Source organism: Staphylococcus sp. NWU MKU2 (assembly GCF_033283605.1).
Taxonomy (GTDB): Bacteria; Bacillota; Bacilli; order Staphylococcales; family Staphylococcaceae; genus Staphylococcus; species Staphylococcus haemolyticus.
Window position 1 is genome coordinate 114598 of the sequence record NZ_JAVSMH010000005.1, and the last position, 24738, is coordinate 139335.

A 24738-nucleotide genomic window follows, 5' to 3' on the forward strand; every position below is an offset into this window, starting at 1 on the left:
TTTACTCCTTTTTTAGCTCAAAGAAATGATTTTTAATTTCCTCAAAGCTTAAATCTTTACCTACAAAATTTATAGTCGAAAAATCTTGTGCTTCTGTCATCTCGTTAGTATTAATTATTACATCCAATCCAGCATTCATAGCACCTGTTGCTCCATTAGCTGAATCCTCTATGGCTAAGCAATGGGCTGGTGAATAATTTAAACGTTGAACAGCTGTTAGATAAAGTTCTGGATCAGGTTTAACCGCTTCGACATCTTCTCTTCCAACAATAACATCGACATACTCATTGATACCCAACGCATTTATCGTAGGCATAATTTCTTCTCTATAACTACTTGTTGCAATCGCCATAGGTATGTGTCGTTGTTTCAAATATTTCATTAATGAAGAAACTGTATCAATAATGTCGAGTTCATGGCTGGTATCATTATGCTCATCATATATTTTTTGTTTCTTTTCTAAACCAATCTGTTGCTCAATATAATCATGTAACCCTTGAGCGTGTCCCCCTATTTGGCTTCGATAAAACTCCAGAGAAACAGGCTTCACACCATGAAAGGCAAGATGTTTGTTAATAATGTCGTATAGGTGTTTTTCTGTATCTATAATTGTACCGTCGAAATCAAATACTACAGCTTTATACATAAGTTTGCTCCTTTAATAACTACAATATTGCTAATTTTATCATATGAATATTTGATTTTCACACTTCACTAATGAAATTACCAAACACATTTTAACTAATAAACGATCAACATTTTCATATTGATTTCATGTTAATTATCGTTACGTTTGTATTACAAAATAATTAAATCGAAGTTCATTCAAAAGTCCTAGTGATAATATCAAAAAAGAGTGATACAATCAGTGTGTATAAAAGAACGGTGTGCTTTATTAGGGAACATTAAAGCTAAATGCTTTTTACATACGTTAAATAAATATAGGAGGTCATTGCATGTTGTTAGACAAATTTGAAACTTACATTATCAACATTGTAGGTTTAAAATCTAGATCAACTCGAAAACATTTAATCAAAGTCTGTAAAGACGTTAAATTTTGCGATTCATTTCAATATTCAATAATCAAACACGACGATATACCAGTTTTAGAAGTTAGCTTACCTAAGCAACAACTTCCATATTTCATTAGTTTTTTAAGTTTTTACCAATTTTCAATTTATCAGATTTTATCTCCTAAACGATTAAATACGCTATTAGATACTGAACAAACATATCAAGCTTCTAAACGTTTCGACTTAGCAATTGATGGCCTCCAAGATGCATTCATAAAAGATAAAGTCATTGATATTATGACTTATTTCTCAAATAATTATGAAATTAAATATACTTTAAATAACAACTTTGCAAGCGTATGTTGTGCACCTGAAACGTTTAGTAAATTACTACAAACTATTGCATGTAGAAATATTGATATTCTTTCAGCATCTTATAAAACACGTGCGATGCATAAAGCAAATATATCTTAGTAAAATTCGTGAGATTGTATTAAAAAATATTATAAGTTATATAGCTAATTTACACTAGCTTATAGAACAGAGACGATACTCTTCAAGTGTATCGTCTCTATTTTTTAATTCTGTTCAAGCAATATCACACCCAACAAAAGTTTCTGGTGTTGTGATCAGTATAAAGCTAAGTTGGACAAGTTAACTAATTATATTAAGCATTGTATATTAAAAGCCAGTAAATGAATAAATACTAATTCACTTACTGGCTAAATTGATTAATTATTTTTTATCATTATCATCAAAAACTAAATGTTCAAATGCTTCACGTACTTGGGGTACAGTCATTCCAACAACGACTTGTACATTTTTACCGCTTTTAACTAATCCGTGCGCCATTTGTTCATGAGTGAAATATCCACTATCTTCAACTTTTGTTTCATCATTAACTGTTAGACGTAAACGTGTTGTACAATTAGTAACGTCTTTAATATTTTCTTTTCCGCCTAATCCTTCTAAATAATAATGTGCTTTCGCTTCATATTCATTGCTAGGTTGGAATCCAGAATTATCAGTACTTCCATCGCCTTTTTTCTCTTTATAATCTTTTTTAGAGAATAATTTAACTTCTTCTTCAGCTCGACGTCCTGGTAATGGAATATCAAATTTCAAGATTAAATATCTGAATACAACGAAATAGATACCTGAGAAGATCAATCCTATAACAACTTGAGCTACATAAGTTAGCCAATGATTTTGTCCTAATGGAATCCAGTTCGTCGCGATGAAATCAAGCAATCCACCGCCCATGTTACCAACAACACCGAAACCATACATAATTGTATCCATTGTCGCTGCTAATAATGCATGTATAACAAATAAGTAAGGTGCGATAAATAAGAATGTAAATTCTAAAGGTTCAGTAATACCAACAACCACCGCAGTTAATGTAGCTGGTACTAATAACGCAGCAACTTTTTTACGATTGGCTTTAGGTGTTGTAGAATACATTGCTAATGCGATACCGATAGCACCAAACACTTTACCGTTACCTTGTAACATGAAACCATAATGGAATTGTTCTTTTAACGGTTTACTGCTTTCAGCAAATTCATTTAAATGTCTAAACCACTCTGCTTTAAGTCCGTCTTTTGCAACAACCGGACCTACTTCAATTGGTGCATAGATGAAGTGATGTAAACCAGTCGGTATTAACACGCGTTCTAAGAAATGATACAACCAAACACCGATGTAGCCTGATGCGATAATGAAATGTTGCATTGATTCAATACCATTTTGTATTGTTGGCCAAACGACACAAGTAATTGCAGCTATTGGCAACATAACGAAGAATGAAATCGTTACAACAAATGTTAAACCTTGGAATACACCTAACATCTCTGGTAATTTTTTACTATAGAAACGATTATGTATCCATGTCACAATGGCAGAAATAATGATACCACCTAAAATATTAGTATCTAAAGTTTCAATACCAGCAATCGCTTTTAATCCAGTTACATTTTCTACACCTTTTTCTAAATTAGCACCAAATGTATGTGGCCATTGCGTTAAAATAGCGTTGATAAAGGTATTAAACATTAAATAGCCCATCAATGCAGCTAAAGCCGCATGACCAGGGGCCTTCTTAGCTAGAGATAAAGGCAATCCAACCACAAATACGATTTCCATATGATTGAAGATAACCCAACCACCTGATTCAATTACAGACCAAAATTTAAACCAAAATGTATGATCATTTGCTAATCCACCCATGATGGTAGGATTTTTAAATAATGTTGCAAAACCTAATACTATCCCAAAGAATGCAAACATTAATACGGGAACAATCATTGCACTCCCAAAACGTTTAATAGCGTTCATAATTTAACCCCCAAATCTTTCTATGTTGTACTTAAATATATCGTACATATAAAAGCGTTTTCTTAATATCTATTATAGTAAACGCTTACACTTATACAATGACGTTGACCGATTTTGAAATAATTTTGTATAATCAGTTTATGTTTTCTATACATGAAAATATTTTCAGGAAAGAGTAAGAGGTGTCTTTGTGCTACTAGATGAAAAAGTAAATGCCAATTTTGACAAGTTAAATGATAATGACCTACAAATTGCACACTTTGTAAACACGCACGTAAATCAATGTAAAACTTTGAAGATACACGAACTTTCACAATATACTCATGCATCTAACGCTACCATTCATAGATTCACACGAAAGTTAGGATTTGATGGTTATAGTGACTTTAAATCCTATTTAAAATTTGAAAGTGAACATTTAAGTCAACTACCTAAAGATTCGATGGATGCTTTTAAACAAGAAATAGAGACAACATTTAGCTATTTAGATCGTATTGATTATAATTTGATTACCGATAAACTTAACCATGCGTCTACCGTCTACTTATATGGTACTGGTCGTGCACAGAAAAATGTTGCGGACGAAGCTCAGCGAATATTATTAACGATGCATAAAAATATTATCGTGTTACATGACGTTCATGAGTTAAAAATGGTACTGAATCGTTCTATTGATGAAGATTTATTCTTTATTATTTCTCTATCTGGTGAGAGTCACCAACTCACAGACGTTACAAATCTACTTCAATTACGCCAAAAATATTTTATCTCAGTTACAACAATGAAAGATAATTCATTAGCCCAAAAAGCGAGCTATAACGTTTATGTATCAAGTAATACTTTCTATTTATACGATGGTACAGACTACTCAAGTTTTATTAGTTATCATATCTTCTTTGAAACATTACTCAGAAAATATAATGAACGTAAAGATAACGGTGAACTCAGTTAATCTTTATCACAACTTAATAGCGGTACTGATTAATTATTAACACATCAAAACCCCAACAATGAGGTTGTCTTTGTAAACTCTCCTTGTTGGGGTATCCACCCTAGTAAGAATGACTAGATATTTGGTAATATTGATATCAAATTTCTAAGTTTAGACTGCTAACGTGAATTCACGCAAAGGCCTAAGTTTTTATTTTAATAGATTATTGTCTTCTACATATTGTTCAAGTATTTGATGCATTTTATCAAACATCAATTCTAAACCGTGAACAGTAGAATCGTGATATTCCTTTTTCTTTTGTTTGTATTCTAATGTTGTTAAGCGTCGTTCACGTTCAACTAATGACTGATAAAAGAAAAACATTTGTGTGCCACCGTTTTCACGCTCTTCAAATTCAACTTCAATGACATCCTCTTGATCACTTAATTCAGGCATACCAATTGTCATTTTAATATACTCATTGTCAACGAGTTCTTGATACGTACCTTGAATAATATTTTGTCGTCCATTACGTGAATCAACTATGCGATATGAGCCACCTTCAGTCATATCTACATCAATTGACTTATTCGTACGTTGAGATGTCATAAACCACTGTTTTAATAAGTCAGCATCCGTCCAAGCTTGATATACTAATTCTGGTGAGTATTTTAATAAACGTTCGATATGAATTTCAACATGTTCATTCTCAACATTATACTTTGCCACTTGTTTCACCTACTTTCACTCTTATATCTATTTTAACGCATTTCAATACAGTTCCAAACTTTGAACTATTAAAATGTTTAATTATTTTAATTTTTCTTATTAAAAATGCTTATTATAAGCCTATTATTGTTATTTGTTTTTACTTTAAGATTTAGCTTTAACACGAGGGTATCTTAATATAATAGCTATAATACCGCATATCCCTAATAAAAATGAATAAATGCAGTAAGGCATTACACTAAATGGTGAAATACTTGCAACGCCAGCTGCAGCTATCACTTGTGGGCTATAAGGTAAAAAGCCTTGAAAGCACCCTGCAAATATATCTAATAAACTTGCAGATTTACGTGGATCAACATCATATTCATCTGCAATATTTTTGGCTAATGGACCTGACATAATAATTGAAATTGTATTATTAGCTGTTGCAATGTCAGCTGCGCTCACTAAACCAGCAATACCAAATTCAGCACCACGTTTAGTTATAACTTTAGAACGAACAAAATTTAATAACCATTCAATTCCACCATTATGTTGAATAATTCCAACTAAACCACCGATTAACACTGCTATGATTGCAATGTCTTCCATACCTATAATACCCTCTGATACTGCATTTAGTAATCCTTTCCAACCAAAAGAACCATCAAATAAGCCAATAGCACCTGATAATAACGTACCACCGATTAACACAATGATTACATTTACCCCTACAAGCGCTAATACTAATACTAGTACATAAGGGATTACCTTAATTAAATTATAGTCATAGCTTTTAGAGTGATCTATTGAGATACCGTTAGTAAGGAAGAATAAGACAATAATTGTTAATATTGCTCCGGGTAGTACAATCCAAAAATTCACTTTGAATTTATCTTTCATTCTTGTTTTTTGAGTTCGAACAGCAGCTATGGTAGTATCTGAAATCATCGATAAATTATCGCCAAACATAGCACCACCTACAACCGTACCCATTGCTAACGCTGCTGGAATATCAGTTGCCTGTGCAAATCCAAATCCAACAGGTGCTAATGCAGCAACTGTACCTACAGAGGTACCCATTGAAATTGACACAAACATACAAATTACAAATAATCCAACGATGATTAAATTTTGAGGTATCAATGATAAACCTAGATTTACTGTTGATTCAACACCACCCATTTTTTCAGTGGTAGTTGAGAAAGCACCAGCCAATATAAATATAAATACCATTAAAATGATATTGGAATGACCTGCTCCTTTTGTAAACACTTCAACTTTGTTAGCAAATGTTTCTTTCCTATTCATTATTAAAGCAACAATAACAGTAATCGTGATAGCTACATTTAAAGGCATATTAGTGAAATCACCTGTAATGGTACCTACACCTAAAAACAATGCAATAAATAATACTAATGGAAGTAACGCCCATGCATTGCCTTTTCTTTGTTCCTCCATACTAAACCTACTTTCCTTTTTAAAAATAATTTTATTATTAAAGTTACAAGATTACTGTCATAACGTCAATAAAGTTTTATGAAAATTACATATTAAAACCATAGTTAATGTCTAAATTATCAATTAGTTGGACGCTCAATTGTAAATTGCTCACCTAATTTAGCGTAATCATTACCTGCTAAACGGGCAACTGGTTTTAATTGTTTCGCATCAATTTTACTATCACCAAAATACACATCATCTTGTATGTGGTACTTAACAATTTTTCCAATAATTAAATCAGCACCATCATCTTCAGTGCCTAATAAAATCATTTGTTCAAGTTGACATTCAAATCTAATTTTAGCTTCTTTTATAGCTGGAATATCAATCACATCAGATGAGATGGTATTGAGTTCTGTTAAATCAAGTTCATTATCTTTAGGATTAATAGATGCAGCCGTCTTATTAATTTCCTCAACATTATCTTCATCTGTAACATGCACTACAAATGATTGGCAGTTTTCTATATTAATTGCCGAATCTTTACGCTTTCCTCCTGCTCTCTGTGCCGAAATAGCAATCATAGGTGGCGCATTATTAACTATATTAAAAAAACTAAATGGCGCAGCATTTACATGTCCTTCGCTATCAGAAGATGTAACAAATGCTATTGGCCTTGGTATGATTGAACCACTTAATAGTTTATAATTTTGGATATCTGATAGTTGATTAGGATCAATATGTTTCACTGTAATCCACTCCTTTCAATACAAAAACGCAAGAGTCTTTTTTGAAACCCTTGCGTTGGATTTATATTCTGAGATATTTAATTGATTTGGATGCCACCTGTGACGCCAAAAACTTGACCAGTCGTATAACTTGAATCCTCTGAAGCAAGTAATACATATGTGCCTGAAAGCTCTACAGGTTGACCGGCTCTACCTAATGGCGTGTCTTGACCAAATTGAGGAATCGCTGATTGTGGTTGACCACCTGTTATTTGAAGTGGAGACCAAAATGGACCAGGTGCTACACAATTAACGCGAATACCCTGCTCCCCTAATTGCTCAGAGAAACTTTTTGTTAATGAGATAATCGCTGCTTTTGATGCTGCATAATCATGAATCAATGGATTTGGATTATAACCTTGAACGGATGATGTTGTAGTGATTGACGCACCAGGTTGTAAATAATCCAATGCTTTTTGAATTGTCCAGAATACTGGATATACGTTTGTTTCAAACGTTTCTTTAAAAGATTGTGTATCGAACTCTTCTAATTTATCGTGATACTGTTGATGGCCTGCTACTAATGTCACATTGTCTAAACCACCTAATTCTTTATACGCTTGTTCAACTAAATCATAGTTAAATTGTTCATCACGAATATCTCCAGGTATTAATACAGCTTTACGTCCTGCTTTTTCAATGACAGCTTTAACTTCTTGAGCATCTTGTTCTTCACTTGGAAGATAGTTTATTGCAACGTCTGCCCCTTCTTTGGCATATGCAATCGCTGCTGCACGTCCTATTGCTGAGTCTCCTCCTGTTACAAGCATTTTATAATCTAACAATCGGTTATGACCTTCATACGATGTTTCACCACAGTCAGGTTGTGGTGTTAGTTCAGATTGAAGTCCAGGTAGTTCTTGTTCTTGTTTTTCATAATCAGATGTTTTAAATTTTGTTCTTGGATCTTGTGCACCCATTATTTACTCATCTCCTAAAACATGTTTAGTGTATGTTTACCCGTTCATCATGCTTTTTAAATCACATTTTAAAAATTGTAATATAGCTACACAAATCAAACTCTTAAATGAAACATCGATTATTCATTAAATGCTGTGTCGTCAAGCAATTGATAAATCAACGTTATAAAGTACTCAGGGACTTTCTCAAGTATACGCTCATCTGGATCAAACTTTGGATGATGTAAATCGTATTTACTATTAGAACCAATAAACGCAAATACCCCTGGATGGTTAGCTAGTAAACCAGAAAAATCTTCGCCAATAGTATATGGATTCTCTAATTCTATGATTTGATAACCTACCTTTTGAGCAGCTTCCTTAGCTTGCTCAGTTAAGTATGCATCATTAAAAACTGTTCCTGGCAGTTTAGTATATATAACTTCTATATCGACATTGAACAATGCCTCTAATCCTTTAGCAATCTCTTTAAATCGTTGTTCTATATAATTTTGAACCTCTGGCTTAAATGAGCGCACTGTACCTTGGACATATGCTTGGTCAGCAATCACATTCCATGTATTCCCAGACGATACTTCTCCAATAGTTACTACAGCACTATCAAAAGCTGATAGATTTCGACTTACAATCGTTTGTAAACTTGTTATTAATTGACCAAGTACCATGACTGGATCATTACCTTGTTCTGGTTTAGCAGCATGTGCACCTTTACCGTGAATTTTAAATTCAAAACGGTCTACTGCCGATGTGATTGGTCCAGATTTAATTGCAAATTCTCCAATATTTAAAGTTGGATAGTTATGGAAACCTAATATCGCTTTAACATCGTCTAATACATCCGTCTCTGCAATCGCTTTGGCACCATATCCCGTTTCTTCTGCAGGTTGAAATATAAATTTCACGCGCCCTTTAAGCTTATCTTCTTGTTCTTTTAAATTTGTAGCAATGGCTAGAATACTTGCTATATGAATATCATGGCCACACGCATGCATCACACCTTCATTTGTTGAGGTGAATTCATGTTCAACTTGCTCTGTAATTGGTAAAGCATCTATGTCTGTGCGAACAGCAATACAAGGTTCACCATGTCCTATTTCAGCTATAAGCCCTGTTTCTAAAGGATAATCTATGATTTTTATATCATAAGCTTGTAATATGCGTTTTAATCGCTTAGTTGTTTCATATTCTTTCTGAGATACTTCAGGAAATTGGTGAAATGTGCGTCTCCATTTAACATAATCATTGTAAGTTGTCATAGCGACGGTCTTCCTTTCTTTGTAAAAATAAAGTGAATGACATAATAAATAAGTGTGCCTATAACGACACCTATAGCTAAATTGTGTGACATTAATATTAAAATAATTGTTATGCACATTACGATACTATGCTTTATAGGTGCTTCTTTTAAATGTTTAAACGTACGTCTATCAAATGTATTCATTGATATTGTAATTAATACCGAAGCCAACACTGCCATAGGAATAAAACCTACAATCGGTCCTAAAATAACGACGCAAGAGAGAAGAAATAATCCTGTAACGAATGTGGCTAATCGCGTAGTAGCACCCATTTTAAAATTAAATTTTGATTGACCTACTAAGGCGCTTGAACCATATCCACCTAATAACCCGACAAACAAATTAGCTAACCCTTGACCAATGACTTCTCGGTCTTTATTGGAGTGACTTTGTGTAATTACATCCATCATTTCATTTGTAAGATTTGTTTGTACTACGGAAATAATAGACATGGTTAATGCATATAACGTAATAATACTTAATGCATGTAAGTTTAAAAGTTCTGTATAAACAGAAATTTTAGGAAAGGTAAGTCGAATTTCTGCTAAATCGTGGACTAATTGAACATTCGGTTTAAGAAAATAACTTGCTATAGTCACGACGATTATAGCTATAAGCGGAGCTGGCATAAATCGAATAAATGTTGAAGATAAATAAATTATTAGAAATGTAGCGATTGCTACTAAATAAGTCGCAGTAGTTATACCAAAAATATATTTTATTTGCGTTGTAAGTAATAGAATGCCCAATGCATTCATAAAGCCAATAACAACAGTATCTGGAATATGATTAAGGATCTTATCTATGTGACACATGCCAAAGATAATTAGAATGATGCCCATTATAAGTGTGGCCATTATTAAGTAATGAATATTGTATTGTTCTACTAGTGGTGCACCTACTATTGAAATACCACTACTTGGTCCAGACACCATACTTATTCGTTCTCCAAGAAAGCTAATGAATAACATCATTAATCCACAACTCATTAACCCTATCGTAGGACTGATATGAACAATAAATGAGAAGGCTATAGCCACAGGGAGTAGTGCTAAACCCATTAAGATACCTGCCATTATATTTTGCGAGATATCTCCAAGCCATTGTTGCTTATAACTTAACCGCTTCATCACCATCCATTACCTCCCTAATTATTTATATCGTAACATAATTGTCAAACTTTTCTATCAATTAAAAGTAATTAAAAAAGTAGAACAGAATTCAACGCGAATTCAACGTTCTACTCTTTCATGTTTGAATTTAATTTTAAAGATTATCGTTATCTTCTATTTTCAGAGTCATATACGACAATTTAATTCTACTTTTTAAACTAGGAAATGGTGAATTAGATTCGCCGCTAACTTTGACGTACGATTATCAACATCATAGTCTGGGTTAGTTTCTGCAATACTAATTGATGATACCTTATCGCTTAATATTACACGCTTACTTATTTCAAATACGGAATGAGGATATAATCCTAATACACTAGGTGAACTTACACCAGGCGCGAACGCACTGTCAATAACATCCATACATATGGTAAACATAATCGTATCATGGTCATGAATAAATCTTTCTATTTTATCTTTAATAGTCGGTGACACTTGATGTAAAAGTTCCTCCGCATACACATAAATAATATTATTATCTTTTGCATAATCATATAACGCACGCGTATTACCACCTTGAGCCAAGCCTAAAACTAGATAATCGACATTTTCGTCATTATCTAAAATTTCTCGGAACATAGTGCCAGATGTAGGTGGCTCATCAGGACGTGTGTCAAAATGAGCATCAATATTGATAATTCCAATTGAAGCATCTGAATAGACTTCTCTTGTAGCCAAATATTGTGCATATGCAATATCATGGCCACCTCCAATTAAAAAAGCCTGTTTATGTTGCTTAATAACTTTAGCAGACCATTGTGCCATCTCTTGTTGCGTTTCTCTAAGATGATTACTTGTATGTTCAACATTACCGTAATCAATCAACATTTCGCACTCACTTAAATCTGGAAGTTTCGCGAATTCATGTTTTATGATATCTGGTCCCTTCCTTGATCCGATTCTACCTTTATTGTTTTCAACACCTTTATCAACGGCATATCCTAAGAGACCAACACCTGTCTTATCACTTACGTTTTCCATATTTTCCAAATTAGCGAACTTAACTGTTTGAAAATGTCTAAACTGTTTAGGATCTGTTTCACTATCCAAACGACCAGTCCATAGTTTTGGATTACCTTGTGTATACATTATGTTGCCTCCTATTTATTTACTCTATAGCATTATCTTACATCATAATGAGATTTATCGTTACCATTTGTTTATATTTATGATTACCCTTTTCAAATTAATTTAAGACATTAAAAATTGTTTTCAATCATATAAAAATAATTCAAGACTATTACATTTTAATGATATTTAAAATGGACAATTTATTTATGGCCTTGTAATATGTATAATATTAAAGAAAGAGTTTTTACGGTTACCCTAATGGAGGTTACATAAATGAAGACGAATCGTATATCAGGATTTCAGTGGGCGTTAACTATCTTCGTATTCTTCGTTGTCACGATGGCGCTATCATTAATCCTACGAGATTTTCAAGCATCAGTAGGTATTAAACGTTTTGTATTTGATATTACTGATCTTGCACCGTTTATCGCAGCAATTGTTTGTATTATTGCATTTAAAGATAAACGTGCTCAATTAGCTGGATTAAAATTTTCAGTTGATATTAGAGTCATTGAACGTATATTACTAGCATTGATTTTACCGCTAGTTATTTTCATGATTGGCATGTTTAGTTTTAACACATTTGCCGATAGTTTTATTTTATTACAAGCAACTGATTTATCTGTATCAGTTCCTACAATTATTATTGGTCATATTTTAATGGCATTTTTTGCGGAGTTTGGATTCCGTTCTTATTTACAAAATATTGTAGAAAACAAAGTTAATACATTTTTCGCTTCAATCATTGTCGGTTTGATTTATTCTATATGGGCCGCTAACACGACATATGGAATGGAATATGCAGGATACCATTTCCTTTATACTTTCATGTTCTCAATTATTATTGGTGAACTCATACGCGCAACTAAAGGACGTACGATATATATCGCTCTCTTATTCCATGCAACAATGTCATTTGCACAAGTATTCTTATTTAGTGAAGAAACTGGCGACCTATTCTCAATGAAAGTTATCGCATTAAGTACGACGTTAGTCGGCATTATCTTTATCATTTTAAGTTTAATTATTAGATTTATTGTTTATAAAACAACTAATCGTTCACTTGATGAAGTTGAACCTAATAATTATTTAGACCATATGAATGATGACGATACATCTACTTCAAATGAAACAAAGTCTGAAGATCATGAACATAACGATAAAAAAGACAGCTTCACTGAGAGTCAACTTAATGAAGATCATGTTGAACATAAATCACAGTCTGAGAATCAAACTGATTCTTCAAATGATAAACTTAAAGAGAACACATCTTATAAAGAAGATAGACGTTCATCTGTAGTTGATGATGCTAAGGATGAAATAGATCAAATGAAAGATACATCTAGTCATAAAACTGAGAAGTAAAGCTTATATTACGCCTTCTTATGAAGGCTAAGTGCACATACAAATAGCCAGAAAATGAATTTTTCTTAGTTCATTTTCTGGCTTATTTTTATTTATTTTAGTTAGATTTGTTTATGAATTTAACGCCATCTTGTGTACCTACTATAACTTGATCTGTTATATCTAAAAAATATCCAGTTTCTAAGACGCCTGTTAGATGAATTAAATACTCATGAAATTGATATGGATCAATCTGTTTATTTAACTGACAATCTAAAATGTAATTGCCATTATCCGTTATAAATGGTACATCATCACTCATTCGACGCTCTGTAATAATATCATCATAAGCTTCAATTTTTTTAGCGATATGGAACCAATTGAACTTATCCACCTCTACTGGCAGTTTGAAACTTTCACCTAAGTAATTTACGAGCTTGCTTTCATCTGCTAAAACTACAAAACGATGAGCCATTTCATCTATTACTTTTTCGCGAAATAGCGCTCCACCACCGCCTTTAATTAAATTGAGATTATCATCCACTTCATCAGCACCATCAATTGCTAAATCAACATGACCAACATCATTAATATCAACAACATTAATATCTAGTTTTTTTGCAATAAATGCACTTTTATTAGAAGTACACACGCCAGTGATATTTAATTGTTCTTTGTGAATTCTTTCAGCGAGCTTTGGAATAAGCAATTCAATAGTACTACCCGTTCCAATTCCTAGCACCATATTATCTTCAATTTGAGCTACAGCATCATCTACTGTCATGATTTTAAGTTCTTTAGAATCTTTCATTTAACTGTGACCCCTTTTCAAATATACTCACTCATTATTTTACATGACGTTCAAACAAATACCTAGTTCAATATCGGAAATTATTTTATCATTTTTCTTATATTTTAATTATTAATATAGTAGAATTTTTCTTAACACTTTAATTAAGGGGGGCAATAAATATGATTTCAGTATGTGCAATTTCAGTAGGACAAATTAAACAATTAGATTACGGTCAAAAGAGAGAAATGTTGTCCGCTTTGAATAAATCTCCTATTTCTGAAACAATGTGGTTATCAAGAACTGGATTTGTTGATGATGAACAGGCATATAAAGACCATGGTGGTCGACATAAAGCAGTATGCTGTTTTAGCAAATCTCATTATCAAATGTATAAAAATGATTTAAATACGCTTCCTGATTACGCAATGTTTGGTGAAAATTTAACTTTGGAAAATTTAGATGAATCAGACGTGTTCTTTGGAAATCAATATCGTTTAGGTGAAGCAATTTTAGAGGTATCTGAAATAAGAGAACCTTGTTGGAAAATTCAAACAAAGTACGGTATAAAAGACTTAGTTAAAAGAATGTCTACTAGTGGAAAAACAGGCTTCTATTTTCGAGTGTTACAAGAAGGATATGTAGATCAAGATGATGATTTAGAATTAATTCAGTTGGCAGATGAAGCAACTCGACTTTCTGTACAAGAGCTTAACGATATTTACTATAATAATCGCAAAAATGTATCTCGACTGAAGTATGCGCTACAAAATCCATATTTATCTGAAATGCGTTTAGCTAAATTACAAAAGTTATATGATAATGCAATGAAATAAATTCTATTTAGCATAAGATAAAGCGGATAAATCGTACTGACGATGTACCCGCTTTAATGTTTTTTACTTTATTTTTCTGATATATGATAAGTTGTTTTAGAATAAAAATGCTCGTTAGCTTTTAAAATAGAGTTTGCTTTATTACCATACAAATTAATATCATTAGGTAAAAATTGTGTTTCTAGAGATATACCTGAATGTGGTTTATAAATATTAAAATCACTATCCCAATCTTTCGTATCATTAAATGTATAGATGACAACGTTTGGCATAGATGACGTAACATCTAATTGAAACTCATCATTTTCAATGAAAAATTGTTGATTTCCAACATCAAAAGGGTGATCTAATCCATTTCTAGAACCAATTTGCTCTTTAAGTAGTTCATTATCAGAGTTAAAAATATCACTAAAAGATATACTGTTTGTTTTAAAGATAGCTAACAAATCAATTGAACTAGTATTTTTAATAAGGTTGTTTCGATCAATTGGATACATATTTAATTGCTCACTCTTAATTTTATGATTATCTATAACATTATTGTCTCTATTCAAATTAAAATAAACATGATTAGTTGGATTAAATAATGTATCTTGATTTGTCTGTGCTTCATATTCTACTGTCCAACAGTGTTCGACGTCATAAGTATGTATCACTTTAATAGTCATATCCCCTGGATACCCATCTTCCATTGACTTTAGTTGAACTGTAAAAGTAACCTTAATATTCGTGATATTATCTTGAATGTCGTAATTAAAAAGTCTTTTATCTAAACCATTACTGCCACCATGAAGGTGATGTACGTTATTATTAGCTTCTAATTGATATTCCTCATCGTTCAAATGAAATTCGGCATTTCCAATACGTCCAGCGTAGCGACCGATAGTAGCACCGAAATGATACGGATTTGATGGATAAAACTCATCCGCTTCAACTCTATTGCCTAATACAATGTTGTTATCATGGTACTTCCATGATACGATGCGCGCACCGAAATTTGTGAATACAATATTGGTTTCATCGTTGTCAATTTTAATTAAGTCAATACCATGTCTTTGCTTTTCTACTTCAACTATCATTACTTACGTCTCCCTCTTAAACACGCTTAATCAGGTTCTGCTCGGTAATATCATAACGCATACACCAATAATACAGATGCATGCTCCAATTAAATCGTACTTATCAGATGCTTGTTTATCGACAATATACGCCCAAATTAAGCTCATTACAATAAACACGCCACCATAAGCAGCATAAACACGACCGAAAGTTGGAAACGACTGGAATGTTGCAATGACACCATACATCATTAATATAACGCCACCTATAAATCCCAACCAACTTGATTGTCCTTCCCTTAACCACAACCAAATTAGATAGCCACCACCAATTTCACAGAGACCTGCTAATAAAAAGATAAAGATTGAATAGAGCATTGAAATGACCTCCAACTTGTAATAAAGTTATCCTCATTGTATCAATGCAATGATACCTTTATCTATTTAAATTTTAAGCACTGACTTTTTCACATACATATTGTTACACTTTTTTTATTAATATTCCATAGATTTTATATAAATTAAAAAATGAAAACGCTATCTATTAAAATTTTTAATAGACAGCGTTTGCGTAACACTTTTATTCATGAAGTGTGCTGCGAATTTGTTTGTTTTTAAGCTTGAGAATCAATAATTCAACGACAATGACTATGATTGTAATGAAAGCAGCCAATGGCATTTGTTGCATGATTAATTCGATGATTATATCAATGATACACACAATAGTTAATCCGATCGTCATCCAGATAAAATTAGTCGCATGTACTTTTAATATGACTAATTTCTGTTGTTCATCTGCATATCTATAATTTGGGATTAAATCTATTACACCTTTAGGTGACGCACCACGATTCTCTATGGTAGGGGTATCCATTTCTGTATATTTAATTCGCTTATCATCAAACATACATAGTGCGACAACTACACCTACTCCTAAAATAAGCCCACTCGGTTCAAACACCCATTCATAGTTACTTGTATGATTAATGTTCGGTGTTATTATGTTAGCGATGAGAACCATATAAACTATCCACAGAATAAGATAAACAATTCTTTTTAATTTAGAATGACGATTTAGTTTTGATTTATCGCTAAAGTCATGTACATAAATATGAATATCATCAACTGTTTCTGAATGAATTGTTAATTTACAAACAATAACAATTAAAAGTAATAAACTACCAATAAAAAATGGTGAAAGAAATTGCCGTTGCAAGTCGTTGAACATTGCAAAAGCAATGATGGCACATAAGAAATTTAAACTTAAAATGCCAAGTTTAGCTTACAATGTAATTTTTTCTACTTGCAAAGCTTCATCATTTTTAGTCATTCTCTACCTCCCAGAATAAATCATTCAAAGTAACACCTAGCGTCTTAGCTATATTAATACATAATTTTAATGACGGATTATACTTATCATTCTCTATCATGTTAATGGTTTGACGTGATACTCCAACTGATCGTGCAAGTTCTAATTGCGAAATCTTCTTCGCACCACGATAAACTTTAACTTTATTCATATCTCCACACTTCTTTCAACATCCCATATTATTCATCATAACGATATAATGCTAATATCGTCAAATATATATGACACTTATATTTAAGTCTTTAAATTCTTGGTTAATTTCAATTATAATTGCAATCATAATATATTTTAATCCTGTTATACCAGTCTAAGCATCAGCTTTAATTATCAGTTATTAAATTTTCAAGAGAAGGAAGGTGTTCATGTGGATTTTGTATCAAGACCAACGACTGAAACCGCTAAAGCGTTATTAGGTGTCAAAGTCATATATGAAGACGAATTTCAAACGTATAGTGGCTATATTGTTGAAACAGAAGCTTATTTAGGTTTTACAGATCGAGCGGCTCATGGATTTGGAGGTAAGCAAACGCCAAAAGTGACTTCACTTTATAAAAGAGGCGGCACCATTTACGGACATGTGATGCACACACATTTATTAGTGAATTTCGTAACTCAAAACGAAGGTGTCCCTGAAGGAGTACTGATTCGAGCTATTGAACCTTTAGATGGCATTGAAATGATGAAACATAATCGTAATAAGTCAGGATATGAATTAACAAATGGACCCGGAAAATGGACAAAAGCGTTTAATATACCTAGAGCAATTGATGGTGCCACATTAAATGATTGTCGCTTATCCATTGATACTAAACACCGTAAATACCCTAGGGACATTGTTGAAAGTGCTAGAATTGGAATACCGAATAAAGGCGACTGGACTAATAAACCGTTGCGATACACAGTTAAAGGTAATCCATTTGTTTCACATATACGTAAATCAGACTGCCTAAATCCAGATGAAACTTGGAAATAAAGAAAATAGACATTCTAGAAATCTTATTCCTTAAAATGGGCCTTTATGACTATTTCTAAATTGTTTAATATCAACAGATCTATTTTCATAGATATTACAAATTAATATTCCAATTCGTTTTTTATCTTTTTATAAACTTATTAAAATTTCGTATTATATAAAAACTATAATACCTATCCTAGAAATCTATATTTTTTATATGTATAATGTTATATATGGGGATTTGTAGCGCTTACAAGAAGTGCTATTTTAAATTTTTAAACTCGTTTATAAAGGGGGCTATAAAAATGGAAATAGATGCGGTCACAACACTATGTCTTGCCTGTCTTTTATTTTTACTAGGTGAATTCGTCGTCAAGCACGTTTCATTTTTACAAAGAATTTGTATACCACCTCCCGTTATAGGAGGATTATTATTTGCAATTCTAGTTGCAGTCTTAGATACCTTAAATATTATTCAAATTAAATTAGATGCTAGCTTTATTCAAGATTTCTTCATGATGGTATTCTTCACTACTATTGGATTAGGTGCATCTTTTAAATTATTTAAAATTGGTGGGAAAGTTTTAATACTTTACTTTGTATGCTGTGCATTTCTGGCAATATGCCAAAATTTCATTGGTATCTCATTAGCTAAAGTATTACATATTAAACCATTGTTAGGTTTAACAGCTGGTTCAATGTCAATGGAAGGTGGACACGGGAATGCAGCGGCTTATGGTAAAACGCTCGAAGAAAGTTTTAATATTGATTCAGCTATCACAGCTGCACTTGCAGCAGCAACTTTAGGCTTAGTATTTGGTGGATTAATTGGTGGACCATTAGTAAAGGCACTCATTAAACGCTATAACCTAAAACCTGAAAACAGCGATGATTCGTTTAAAGATTATAGTAAAGTAGAATCTAATGAAGTGCTACATCGTAAATATCAACCTACACAAGTATTTTTTATACAATTAACAATTATTGCACTGTGCATGTCAGTAGGTACATGGATAGGCGATCAATTTTCTAATTTAACTGGTCAAAGTTTACCTATGTATGTAGGCTCAATGTTTGTAGCAGTTGCAATTCGAAATGTATCGGAATATGCGAACATACAACTCATCGATTTAAAACTGAATGATCAAATTGGTGATGTGGCTCTAGGCTTATTCTTATCACTAGCATTGATGAGTATTCAACTTACACAAGTGTATTCACTTGCATTACCTCTTATCGCTATCGTTTTAGTTCAAGTCGTGTTTATTTCATTATTTGCATTCTTTATACTATTTAGAGTGCTTGGTAAAGACTATGATGCTGCTGTTATGGCTGGTGGGTTTATAGGTCATGGTTTAGGGGCTACACCAAACGCGATGGCAAATTTAGATGTAATTACTAAAAAATATGGTAGTTCACCAAAATCATATCTTGTCGTTCCTATAGTTGGAGCCTTCTTAATTGACTTAGCAGGTGTACCTATCGTTATGGGCTTTATGAATATTTTTGGAAACTAAAGTTTTATATTATGCATTATAAAAAAGCAAGTTGGGAGTCCAAACTCTCAGCTTGCTTTATTTGTGTAATTTATTAATGCGAATTATGGTTGAATAACCTATTCATTATTACCCTCTATGAATGTCTAAACCACGTTGTTCAATCCATGACATTAACTTATGGTCGAAAACGAACTTACTTTGTTTTAATTCACTAATATCTCGCGCATTTAACATTGTCATAATTGATTTCGTATGTTCAATAAATGACTCAACATACTCAATCGTTGTCGTAATGCCCCCATTTTCAACTTGATTTAAGAATGGTCGAGACATACCTACAGCTTTAGCACCTAATGCTAGGCTCTTAACAACATCTAGAGGTGTACGTACACCACCACTAGCAAAGACATTAAGTGAATCTTGATAAGCTGAACTTTCAAGCAATGACTCTACAGTTGACTGTCCCCAATTTGCAAGATAGTCCATATCTTTATTTGAACGACGCTCATTTTCAATTGTGACAAAGTTTGTTCCACCTTTACCACTTACATCAACGTATGTAACACCAACATCAATTAAATCTTTATATAATTCTTTGCTCATGCCGAAGCCAACTTCTTTAATAATAACTGGAACATCAACACGTTGAACAATAGCTGCTACATTATCTAACCAAGTCGAGAATTCACGATTCCCTTCAGGCATCACAAGTTCTTGTGGTGCGTTCACATGAATTTGTAAAGCCTGTGCATCTAATAAACTAACCGCTTCTACGGCTTTATCTACAGGAACATCGGCACCAACATTACTAAAGATTATACCTTCTGGATTGGTTTGACGTGCAATACTGAATGATTCCGCCATTTTAGGATTTCTCAAAGCGGCATGTGTAGAGCCTACAGCCATTGCTAATCCAGTTTCTCTAGCGACAACTGCAAGCTTCTCATTAATTTGTTTTGTCCATTCACTGCCGCCTGTCATCGCATTGATATAAATAGGATATGTCATATCAAAATCTGTTGTTCGACTTGTTAAGTCTACTTCATCTACATTTATGCTAGGGATTGAATGATGCACGAATCTTACTCGATCAAAGTCTGATTGAGGTGCATCACTTTGAGCCATTGCTATTTCAACATGTTCATTTTTCCTCTGTTCTCTTTGAAAGTCACTCATCTTTATACCTACCTTTGCTTAAATTAATAAAGTTTCAATTATATTAGAACCATTTTTTTCTTTTGAAAAAGATAATCAATGCAATAGCTATAATTAACATGACGATCATACAAATTGGATAACTATATTGCCATTTAAGTTCTGGCATATATTCGAAATTCATGCCATAGACACCTGCAATAAATGTTAAAGGTGAGAAAATGACTGAAACCAATGTTAATACTTGCATGATACTATTCATTCGAAATGATGAATAAGATTCGAAGTTCTCTCTTATTTCATTAGCCATCTCCTGTGATGTTCTTATGATATTATTTTGCTTTATTAGATGGTCATCGATATGTTGAATATACATCGAATGCTTACTATCTACAATCAAATTACCTTCAGTTTTAATTGTATTAACTAATTCTTGCATAGGGAATAATACCCTTTTAATTTTGATTAAATCAGATTTAATTTGAAAAACATTATCCATTATTTTTTTACTTTGAGTATCATCTACATGTGCATCTTCAAAGTTATATGTTTTATCCTCAATTGTATATACGAATTCAAAATATTTATCAACCATCATATCTAAAATATGTATCACTATATCTGCACAATCCAAGTCTGGATCATGATGTTGTGCATTCATTTTAGCCACTTCATTTAACGATTCAAAATGTTTGTGGTGATATGTAACAAGTACTCTCTCACTTAAAAATACATTTAAGGAAATTGGAGAAAAATCATCTTTGTACATACTGTGAAATACTAAATATTGATATGATTCATAGGATTTATATTTTACACGTGGCACACCTGTAATGGCGTCTTCTAACTCTAAATAGTTAAATTCAAATTGACTGATTAAATAATCATTCTCTGCTTGTGTTGCATTTTCAAAATCAAACCATACAATTGTTGCTGTTTCAGGAATCTCCTTCACACTATCAACTTGAGTGAGCGATTGATTTTTAGTTTGATATCGAATTGTCATAGTCATTGTTACGTTTACCTCCTACATAACCATACGTCTTTCATTCTACCATGAATTAAATCATGTGTATGTGTTATTTTTATTTAGTAAAATAGAATTATCAATATATGAATGAGGTCTTTAGTAATGAGTAATCCTGTAATTATTAATAAAGTAGTAGAAGCAAATCAAATTGATCATAACAACCACATGCATGACTCAGAATATAATAAAGTGTTTAGTGAAGCTGTAAATGAATTTAACTACACGCATGGACTTTCTTTAAAGGAACGTGAGGTACTTCAATACACAATGTTCACTTTAGAAGAACATACGACGTATCTAGCAGAGTTATCACTTAATTCAGCTTACCGAATCGAAGTTTATATTTATGATTATGATTATAAGCGTGTACATTTCTTTTTAATGCTTTATACAGATGAAGGTGAACTAGCTGCAACTAACGAAGTGATCATGATGGGAATTGATAGTAACAAACGTAAGTCTGATCCTTTTCCAAGTGATTATCATCAAAGCATTGCTAATTATTATAGTCACCAAGGTACTATTGATTGGCCTAAACAATTAGGTCATCAAATAGGAATACCTAAAAAGGAGAACTAAAAATGGTATCACAATTCCGCAATCAACTATTAGAATTATTATATGATTTAAATGATGAGCTTAAAGTAAACTTAATAGAACTCAATAGTACGAAACAATTATTTATGAATGGTCCTAGTCAGGAATTGCTTAAAAGAGCATTTAATATTAGTTATTATCAAGGACAGAAACAGGCTATTGAAGCATTACAAAATATCGTTGCATCAGAGGAAAATGAAGAAGTTTTGAAACGCTTATTAAATGACTATGCAAGTCAATTTGCGAACTTATCATCGAATTTAGTGAATTTGTTAAATCAACAAGACGTATCTCAAATAGATTTGGCACAAGGCATAGACAATTATTATCATAACTTAGGTCAACAAACGGTTATAACTAAAGTTCAAAATTTAATTTAAAAATTTAGAACAATGAAGTTATTCATATTTCATGATATGAAGTGACAGAAGACGAGAACTCATCTTCAACAAAAAGAACTGAGAAGGACCAATTAAATGCCCTTCTCAGTTCAATTACCTACGTCATATCTGCTAAATAGACTTAGAGTACTTTTTTTATCAAGCTATGTTTTGTTTGATGTTAATTATGCATCAATCGTCTTAGTGATTTGTTTAATTACTTTGTGTGACTCACGTATAGGGAATAAAGGGAAATCGTGGAACATTTTCGGATACTCAAAGAATTGAACTGGTTGTCCCTTTTCCTCCAAATTATATACAAAACGCTTCATATCTGGATGATAAATTTCTCTGCCACCACCGAATATAACGATAGGTGGTAAATCGTGTAGTTGTCCATAAATTGGTGATATTAATGGATTAGCTAGTGCTTCTCCTTGCGTCCATACATTGAATATACGTTGCAAACCATCCCTATTGACGAAACGGTCTTTATTGCTTAAATCCTCAGTAATTTCAGGATTAGTCAATGTTGCATCCAACATTGGTGAAAGTAGATAAACTTTATTAGGTAATGGTTGATTATTAGCCACAAGTTGTTGAACGTAACTTAGTGCTAATGCCCCCCCAGTACCATCTCCCATAATAACGATATGTTTGGCATCCACTTCTTCTAATAAAGATTGATATATCCCATCGATTGCTTTAAATGTGTCTTGAATATTGTGTTCTGGTGCTTTAGGATAAATTGGCAACACAACTTCATAAAGCGTACTAAGTGCAAGTTTATCCATAAATCTCCAATGAAATGGTGAGGGTTGTAACGTATTATAACCACCATGAATATAGAGAATTTTCTTTTTTGTTTCATGACGAAAGTTAAATCTAAATACTTGCATATCATCGTGTGACAACTTATCTAAATTAGATTTAACATTTAAACTTGAAGGTTGTTTATGCTTCGCTTGATTAATATCTTTTCTTTTATCCATGAACTTATCGAAATCTGAATCATTATCAAACATTATTGAACGATTGTGCAGTAAGTATCGATTGATGATTCGATTAACCATATGTGATCTCATAAAATTCTACCTACCTTAATTAATAATAAATTACTTAAACGTCATTACATTAAGCACAAAAAGCGATATAATGAAAACTATGTTCTAAAAAATCATGATTAAATATTTAATATAATATTGTTAATTGCATATTAAATTCAGTATAAATTAGTCAATCTTAGAAAACAAATGAATTATAGAAAAGGAGTTAGAAAAGTGTCAGAAAGAAAAACAACACAATATGATAATAGACCTCCTATTGATAATCACAACTATCTTCGTTCTAATCGTAACAACCGAAAAAGAAGATCTTGGGTGAGTTTAATTATCCAAATCATAATTTTCATATTAGTAGCTATTACGGGTTATAGTATGTACAAACAACCTATCTTTAATTTAGCATTTGCTAATCAACCCATTAGTTACGGTCAGATTAAAGATTTTCAGAATACGGTTACACAAATAGGTACATTTAATATTAATTTAAGCCAATTAGCTAATCTTGAAGATGTGGCCAATCGTCTCGTATTCGTTTTTAATACATTTTTCATTTTAACAATTGTAAGTTTAGTTATCACTATTTTGACTATTATCTTCAATCGAACTTTATTAAAGATTTTAAATTTTATTGTGATTTCAATATTATTAATCATGTCACTGTATTTTGGATATGCAATACAAGTAATTGGTCAACGAATTGCTGATAAACTACAAAGTTTCTCATTAAATGTTTCTGCTAATCAAATTATTAGTGAAGCGGATGCTATTCATAATGCACTTATTTTATTAGTATGTAGTCTAGCTTTATTAATTGTTAGTTTCTTTTTCAGAAATCGGAAAACGAACCATCCTAAAATCAAATAATATATTTTTTGCCATTGTAGACGCGATAATTTAGTCACAATGGCTTTTTTCTAATAAAAAAAGTATCGATCACACTTAAAGAAGTGTACGGATACTTTAAAAATAATGTCCCCCAA

General features: G+C 32.2%; 26 protein-coding genes. 9 read left to right on the top strand and 17 right to left on the bottom strand.

Translation table 11 applies throughout. The features are described 5' to 3' along the window. Position 1: 1 nt before the first annotated feature. Complete coding sequence (locus SBL15_RS09170) at positions 2–646, bottom strand: HAD family hydrolase (RefSeq protein WP_107637831.1); 645 nt, start codon at positions 644–646, stop codon at positions 2–4. Positions 647–956: 310 nt separating this feature from the next. Between SBL15_RS09170 and SBL15_RS09175 the strand changes: the two genes are divergently transcribed. Then, on the top strand, positions 957–1487 hold the full coding sequence (locus tag SBL15_RS09175; RefSeq protein ID WP_107612201.1) for a hypothetical protein: 531 nt from the start codon (positions 957–959) through the stop codon (positions 1485–1487). 261 nt (positions 1488–1748) lie between these two features. On the opposite strand, the gene SBL15_RS09180 is transcribed toward SBL15_RS09175, so the two are convergent. Then, the gene (locus SBL15_RS09180; protein WP_107612202.1) at positions 1749–3350 is read right to left on the bottom strand and encodes an alpha-glucoside-specific PTS transporter subunit IIBC; all 1602 of its coding nucleotides are present in this window, start codon (positions 3348–3350) and stop codon (positions 1749–1751) included. Between the two features lie 190 nt (positions 3351–3540). Here SBL15_RS09180 and SBL15_RS09185 point away from each other — a divergent pair, with 190 nt between their 5' ends. Then, positions 3541–4302 (top strand): MurR/RpiR family transcriptional regulator, encoded by a 762-nt coding sequence (locus SBL15_RS09185; protein ID WP_037535884.1) that lies wholly within the window; start codon positions 3541–3543, stop codon positions 4300–4302. A 189-nt stretch (positions 4303–4491) separates the two neighbouring features. Here the strand turns inward: SBL15_RS09185 and SBL15_RS09190 are convergent, their stop codons facing one another. The 7 genes from SBL15_RS09190 to hutG form a co-directional block, all read right to left on the bottom strand. Then, positions 4492–5010, bottom strand: coding sequence for an SRPBCC family protein (locus tag SBL15_RS09190; RefSeq protein WP_037536110.1), 519 nt, complete (start codon positions 5008–5010; stop codon positions 4492–4494). Positions 5011–5154: 144 nt separating this feature from the next. Then, entirely contained in the window at positions 5155–6450 is a 1296-nt protein-coding gene (locus SBL15_RS09195) for a Na+/H+ antiporter NhaC family protein (protein ID WP_317955812.1), read from the bottom strand. A gap of 119 nt (positions 6451–6569) precedes the next feature. Further along, positions 6570–7181 carry a flavin reductase family protein gene (locus tag SBL15_RS09200; protein WP_107612204.1) on the bottom strand — a complete coding sequence of 204 codons (612 nt, stop codon included), beginning with the start codon at positions 7179–7181 and terminating at the stop codon, positions 6570–6572. A 77-nt stretch (positions 7182–7258) separates the two neighbouring features. Further along, positions 7259–8140, bottom strand: a complete 882-nt coding sequence (locus SBL15_RS09205) for an SDR family oxidoreductase (protein ID WP_037535877.1) — start codon at positions 8138–8140, stop codon at positions 7259–7261. Positions 8141–8259: 119 nt separating this feature from the next. Continuing rightward, positions 8260–9396 (bottom strand): amidohydrolase, encoded by a 1137-nt coding sequence (locus SBL15_RS09210; protein ID WP_107612205.1) that lies wholly within the window; start codon positions 9394–9396, stop codon positions 8260–8262. Beyond that, positions 9393–10574: a SulP family inorganic anion transporter gene (locus tag SBL15_RS09215; RefSeq protein WP_182477399.1), complete on the bottom strand. Its 1182-nt coding sequence runs from the start codon at positions 10572–10574 to the stop codon at positions 9393–9395. Before SBL15_RS09215 ends, SBL15_RS09210 begins: the two co-directional genes overlap by 4 nt. A gap of 189 nt (positions 10575–10763) precedes the next feature. Further along, complete coding sequence (hutG, locus tag SBL15_RS09220; protein ID WP_317955815.1) at positions 10764–11699, bottom strand: formimidoylglutamase; 936 nt, start codon at positions 11697–11699, stop codon at positions 10764–10766. 255 nt (positions 11700–11954) lie between these two features. Between hutG and SBL15_RS09225 the strand changes: the two genes are divergently transcribed. Then, complete coding sequence (locus SBL15_RS09225) at positions 11955–13046, top strand: CPBP family intramembrane glutamic endopeptidase (RefSeq protein WP_107612207.1); 1092 nt, start codon at positions 11955–11957, stop codon at positions 13044–13046. Between the two features lie 97 nt (positions 13047–13143). On the opposite strand, the gene SBL15_RS09230 is transcribed toward SBL15_RS09225, so the two are convergent. After that, positions 13144–13836, bottom strand: a complete 693-nt coding sequence (locus SBL15_RS09230; RefSeq protein WP_037535869.1) for a ribose 5-phosphate isomerase A — start codon at positions 13834–13836, stop codon at positions 13144–13146. 161 nt (positions 13837–13997) lie between these two features. Here SBL15_RS09230 and SBL15_RS09235 point away from each other — a divergent pair, with 161 nt between their 5' ends. Then, positions 13998–14651 (top strand): MOSC domain-containing protein, encoded by a 654-nt coding sequence (locus SBL15_RS09235; protein ID WP_107613374.1) that lies wholly within the window; start codon positions 13998–14000, stop codon positions 14649–14651. A 68-nt stretch (positions 14652–14719) separates the two neighbouring features. On the opposite strand, the gene SBL15_RS09240 is transcribed toward SBL15_RS09235, so the two are convergent. The 4 genes from SBL15_RS09240 to SBL15_RS09255 all read right to left on the bottom strand — a co-directional run bounded on the left by SBL15_RS09240 (position 14720) and on the right by SBL15_RS09255 (position 17229). Next, positions 14720–15730: an aldose epimerase family protein gene (locus SBL15_RS09240; protein WP_317955818.1), complete on the bottom strand. Its 1011-nt coding sequence runs from the start codon at positions 15728–15730 to the stop codon at positions 14720–14722. Positions 15731–15760: 30 nt separating this feature from the next. Then, complete coding sequence (locus SBL15_RS09245) at positions 15761–16087, bottom strand: YnfA family protein (RefSeq protein WP_107637745.1); 327 nt, start codon at positions 16085–16087, stop codon at positions 15761–15763. Between the two features lie 202 nt (positions 16088–16289). After that, a complete protein-coding gene (locus SBL15_RS09250; RefSeq protein WP_317955821.1) occupies positions 16290–16925 on the bottom strand; it encodes a hypothetical protein in 636 nt (211 codons plus the stop codon). 106 nt (positions 16926–17031) lie between these two features. Beyond that, positions 17032–17229, bottom strand: coding sequence for a helix-turn-helix transcriptional regulator (locus SBL15_RS09255; RefSeq protein ID WP_037535858.1), 198 nt, complete (start codon positions 17227–17229; stop codon positions 17032–17034). A gap of 213 nt (positions 17230–17442) precedes the next feature. Between SBL15_RS09255 and SBL15_RS09260 the strand changes: the two genes are divergently transcribed. Both SBL15_RS09260 and gltS read left to right on the top strand, forming a co-directional pair. Continuing rightward, the gene (locus tag SBL15_RS09260) at positions 17443–18051 is read left to right on the top strand and encodes a DNA-3-methyladenine glycosylase (RefSeq protein ID WP_011275039.1); all 609 of its coding nucleotides are present in this window, start codon (positions 17443–17445) and stop codon (positions 18049–18051) included. Positions 18052–18338: 287 nt separating this feature from the next. Next, positions 18339–19550, top strand: a complete 1212-nt coding sequence (gene gltS / locus SBL15_RS09265) for a sodium/glutamate symporter (protein ID WP_037535854.1) — start codon at positions 18339–18341, stop codon at positions 19548–19550. A gap of 108 nt (positions 19551–19658) precedes the next feature. Here gltS and fni read toward each other — a convergent pair whose 3' ends face one another. Next, positions 19659–20708: a type 2 isopentenyl-diphosphate Delta-isomerase gene (gene fni / locus SBL15_RS09270; protein WP_011275037.1), complete on the bottom strand. Its 1050-nt coding sequence runs from the start codon at positions 20706–20708 to the stop codon at positions 19659–19661. 43 nt (positions 20709–20751) lie between these two features. Next, positions 20752–21699 (bottom strand): magnesium/cobalt transporter CorA, encoded by a 948-nt coding sequence (gene corA, locus SBL15_RS09275; RefSeq protein ID WP_107612066.1) that lies wholly within the window; start codon positions 21697–21699, stop codon positions 20752–20754. A 120-nt stretch (positions 21700–21819) separates the two neighbouring features. On the opposite strand from corA, the gene SBL15_RS09280 reads away from it, so the two are divergent. Together SBL15_RS09280 and SBL15_RS09285 are read left to right on the top strand one after the other, a co-directional pair. Next, complete coding sequence (locus SBL15_RS09280; protein WP_107613372.1) at positions 21820–22296, top strand: thioesterase family protein; 477 nt, start codon at positions 21820–21822, stop codon at positions 22294–22296. A gap of 2 nt (positions 22297–22298) precedes the next feature. Continuing rightward, on the top strand, positions 22299–22694 hold the full coding sequence (locus SBL15_RS09285) for a hypothetical protein (RefSeq protein ID WP_053016604.1): 396 nt from the start codon (positions 22299–22301) through the stop codon (positions 22692–22694). A 185-nt stretch (positions 22695–22879) separates the two neighbouring features. Here SBL15_RS09285 and SBL15_RS09290 read toward each other — a convergent pair whose 3' ends face one another. Beyond that, on the bottom strand, positions 22880–23779 hold the full coding sequence (locus SBL15_RS09290) for an alpha/beta hydrolase fold domain-containing protein (protein ID WP_107613371.1): 900 nt from the start codon (positions 23777–23779) through the stop codon (positions 22880–22882). Between the two features lie 195 nt (positions 23780–23974). Here SBL15_RS09290 and SBL15_RS09295 point away from each other — a divergent pair, with 195 nt between their 5' ends. Next, positions 23975–24622, top strand: a complete 648-nt coding sequence (locus tag SBL15_RS09295) for a hypothetical protein (protein ID WP_107612063.1) — start codon at positions 23975–23977, stop codon at positions 24620–24622. The last annotated feature ends 116 nt before the right edge of the window (positions 24623–24738 follow it).

Excerpts from the sequence above, each read along its gene's own strand:
- SBL15_RS09290 (WP_107613371.1), bottom strand. The coding sequence starts at position 23,779 with ATGAGATCACATATGGTTAATCGAATCATCAATCGATACTTACTGCAC.
- SBL15_RS09225 (WP_107612207.1), top strand. The coding sequence starts at position 11,955 with ATGAAGACGAATCGTATATCAGGATTTCAGTGGGCGTTAACTATCTTC.
- SBL15_RS09180 (WP_107612202.1), bottom strand. The coding sequence starts at position 3,350 with ATGAACGCTATTAAACGTTTTGGGAGTGCAATGATTGTTCCCGTATTA.
- SBL15_RS09245 (WP_107637745.1), bottom strand. The coding sequence starts at position 16,087 with ATGCTCTATTCAATCTTTATCTTTTTATTAGCAGGTCTCTGTGAAATT.
- SBL15_RS09210 (WP_107612205.1), bottom strand. The coding sequence starts at position 9,396 with ATGACAACTTACAATGATTATGTTAAATGGAGACGCACATTTCACCAA.
- hutG (WP_317955815.1), bottom strand. The coding sequence starts at position 11,699 with ATGTATACACAAGGTAATCCAAAACTATGGACTGGTCGTTTGGATAGT.
- SBL15_RS09230 (WP_037535869.1), bottom strand. The coding sequence starts at position 13,836 with ATGAAAGATTCTAAAGAACTTAAAATCATGACAGTAGATGATGCTGTA.
- SBL15_RS09215 (WP_182477399.1), bottom strand. The coding sequence starts at position 10,574 with ATGGTGATGAAGCGGTTAAGTTATAAGCAACAATGGCTTGGAGATATC.
- SBL15_RS09240 (WP_317955818.1), bottom strand. The coding sequence starts at position 15,730 with ATGATAGTTGAAGTAGAAAAGCAAAGACATGGTATTGACTTAATTAAA.
- gltS (WP_037535854.1), top strand. The coding sequence starts at position 18,339 with ATGGAAATAGATGCGGTCACAACACTATGTCTTGCCTGTCTTTTATTT.
- SBL15_RS09285 (WP_053016604.1), top strand. The coding sequence starts at position 22,299 with ATGGTATCACAATTCCGCAATCAACTATTAGAATTATTATATGATTTA.
- SBL15_RS09175 (WP_107612201.1), top strand. The coding sequence starts at position 957 with ATGTTGTTAGACAAATTTGAAACTTACATTATCAACATTGTAGGTTTA.
- SBL15_RS09280 (WP_107613372.1), top strand. The coding sequence starts at position 21,820 with ATGAGTAATCCTGTAATTATTAATAAAGTAGTAGAAGCAAATCAAATT.
- SBL15_RS09235 (WP_107613374.1), top strand. The coding sequence starts at position 13,998 with ATGATTTCAGTATGTGCAATTTCAGTAGGACAAATTAAACAATTAGAT.
- SBL15_RS09205 (WP_037535877.1), bottom strand. The coding sequence starts at position 8,140 with ATGGGTGCACAAGATCCAAGAACAAAATTTAAAACATCTGATTATGAA.
- SBL15_RS09255 (WP_037535858.1), bottom strand. The coding sequence starts at position 17,229 with ATGAATAAAGTTAAAGTTTATCGTGGTGCGAAGAAGATTTCGCAATTA.
- corA (WP_107612066.1), bottom strand. The coding sequence starts at position 21,699 with ATGACTATGACAATTCGATATCAAACTAAAAATCAATCGCTCACTCAA.
- SBL15_RS09170 (WP_107637831.1), bottom strand. The coding sequence starts at position 646 with ATGTATAAAGCTGTAGTATTTGATTTCGACGGTACAATTATAGATACA.
- fni (WP_011275037.1), bottom strand. The coding sequence starts at position 20,708 with ATGAGTGACTTTCAAAGAGAACAGAGGAAAAATGAACATGTTGAAATA.
- SBL15_RS09195 (WP_317955812.1), bottom strand. The coding sequence starts at position 6,450 with ATGGAGGAACAAAGAAAAGGCAATGCATGGGCGTTACTTCCATTAGTA.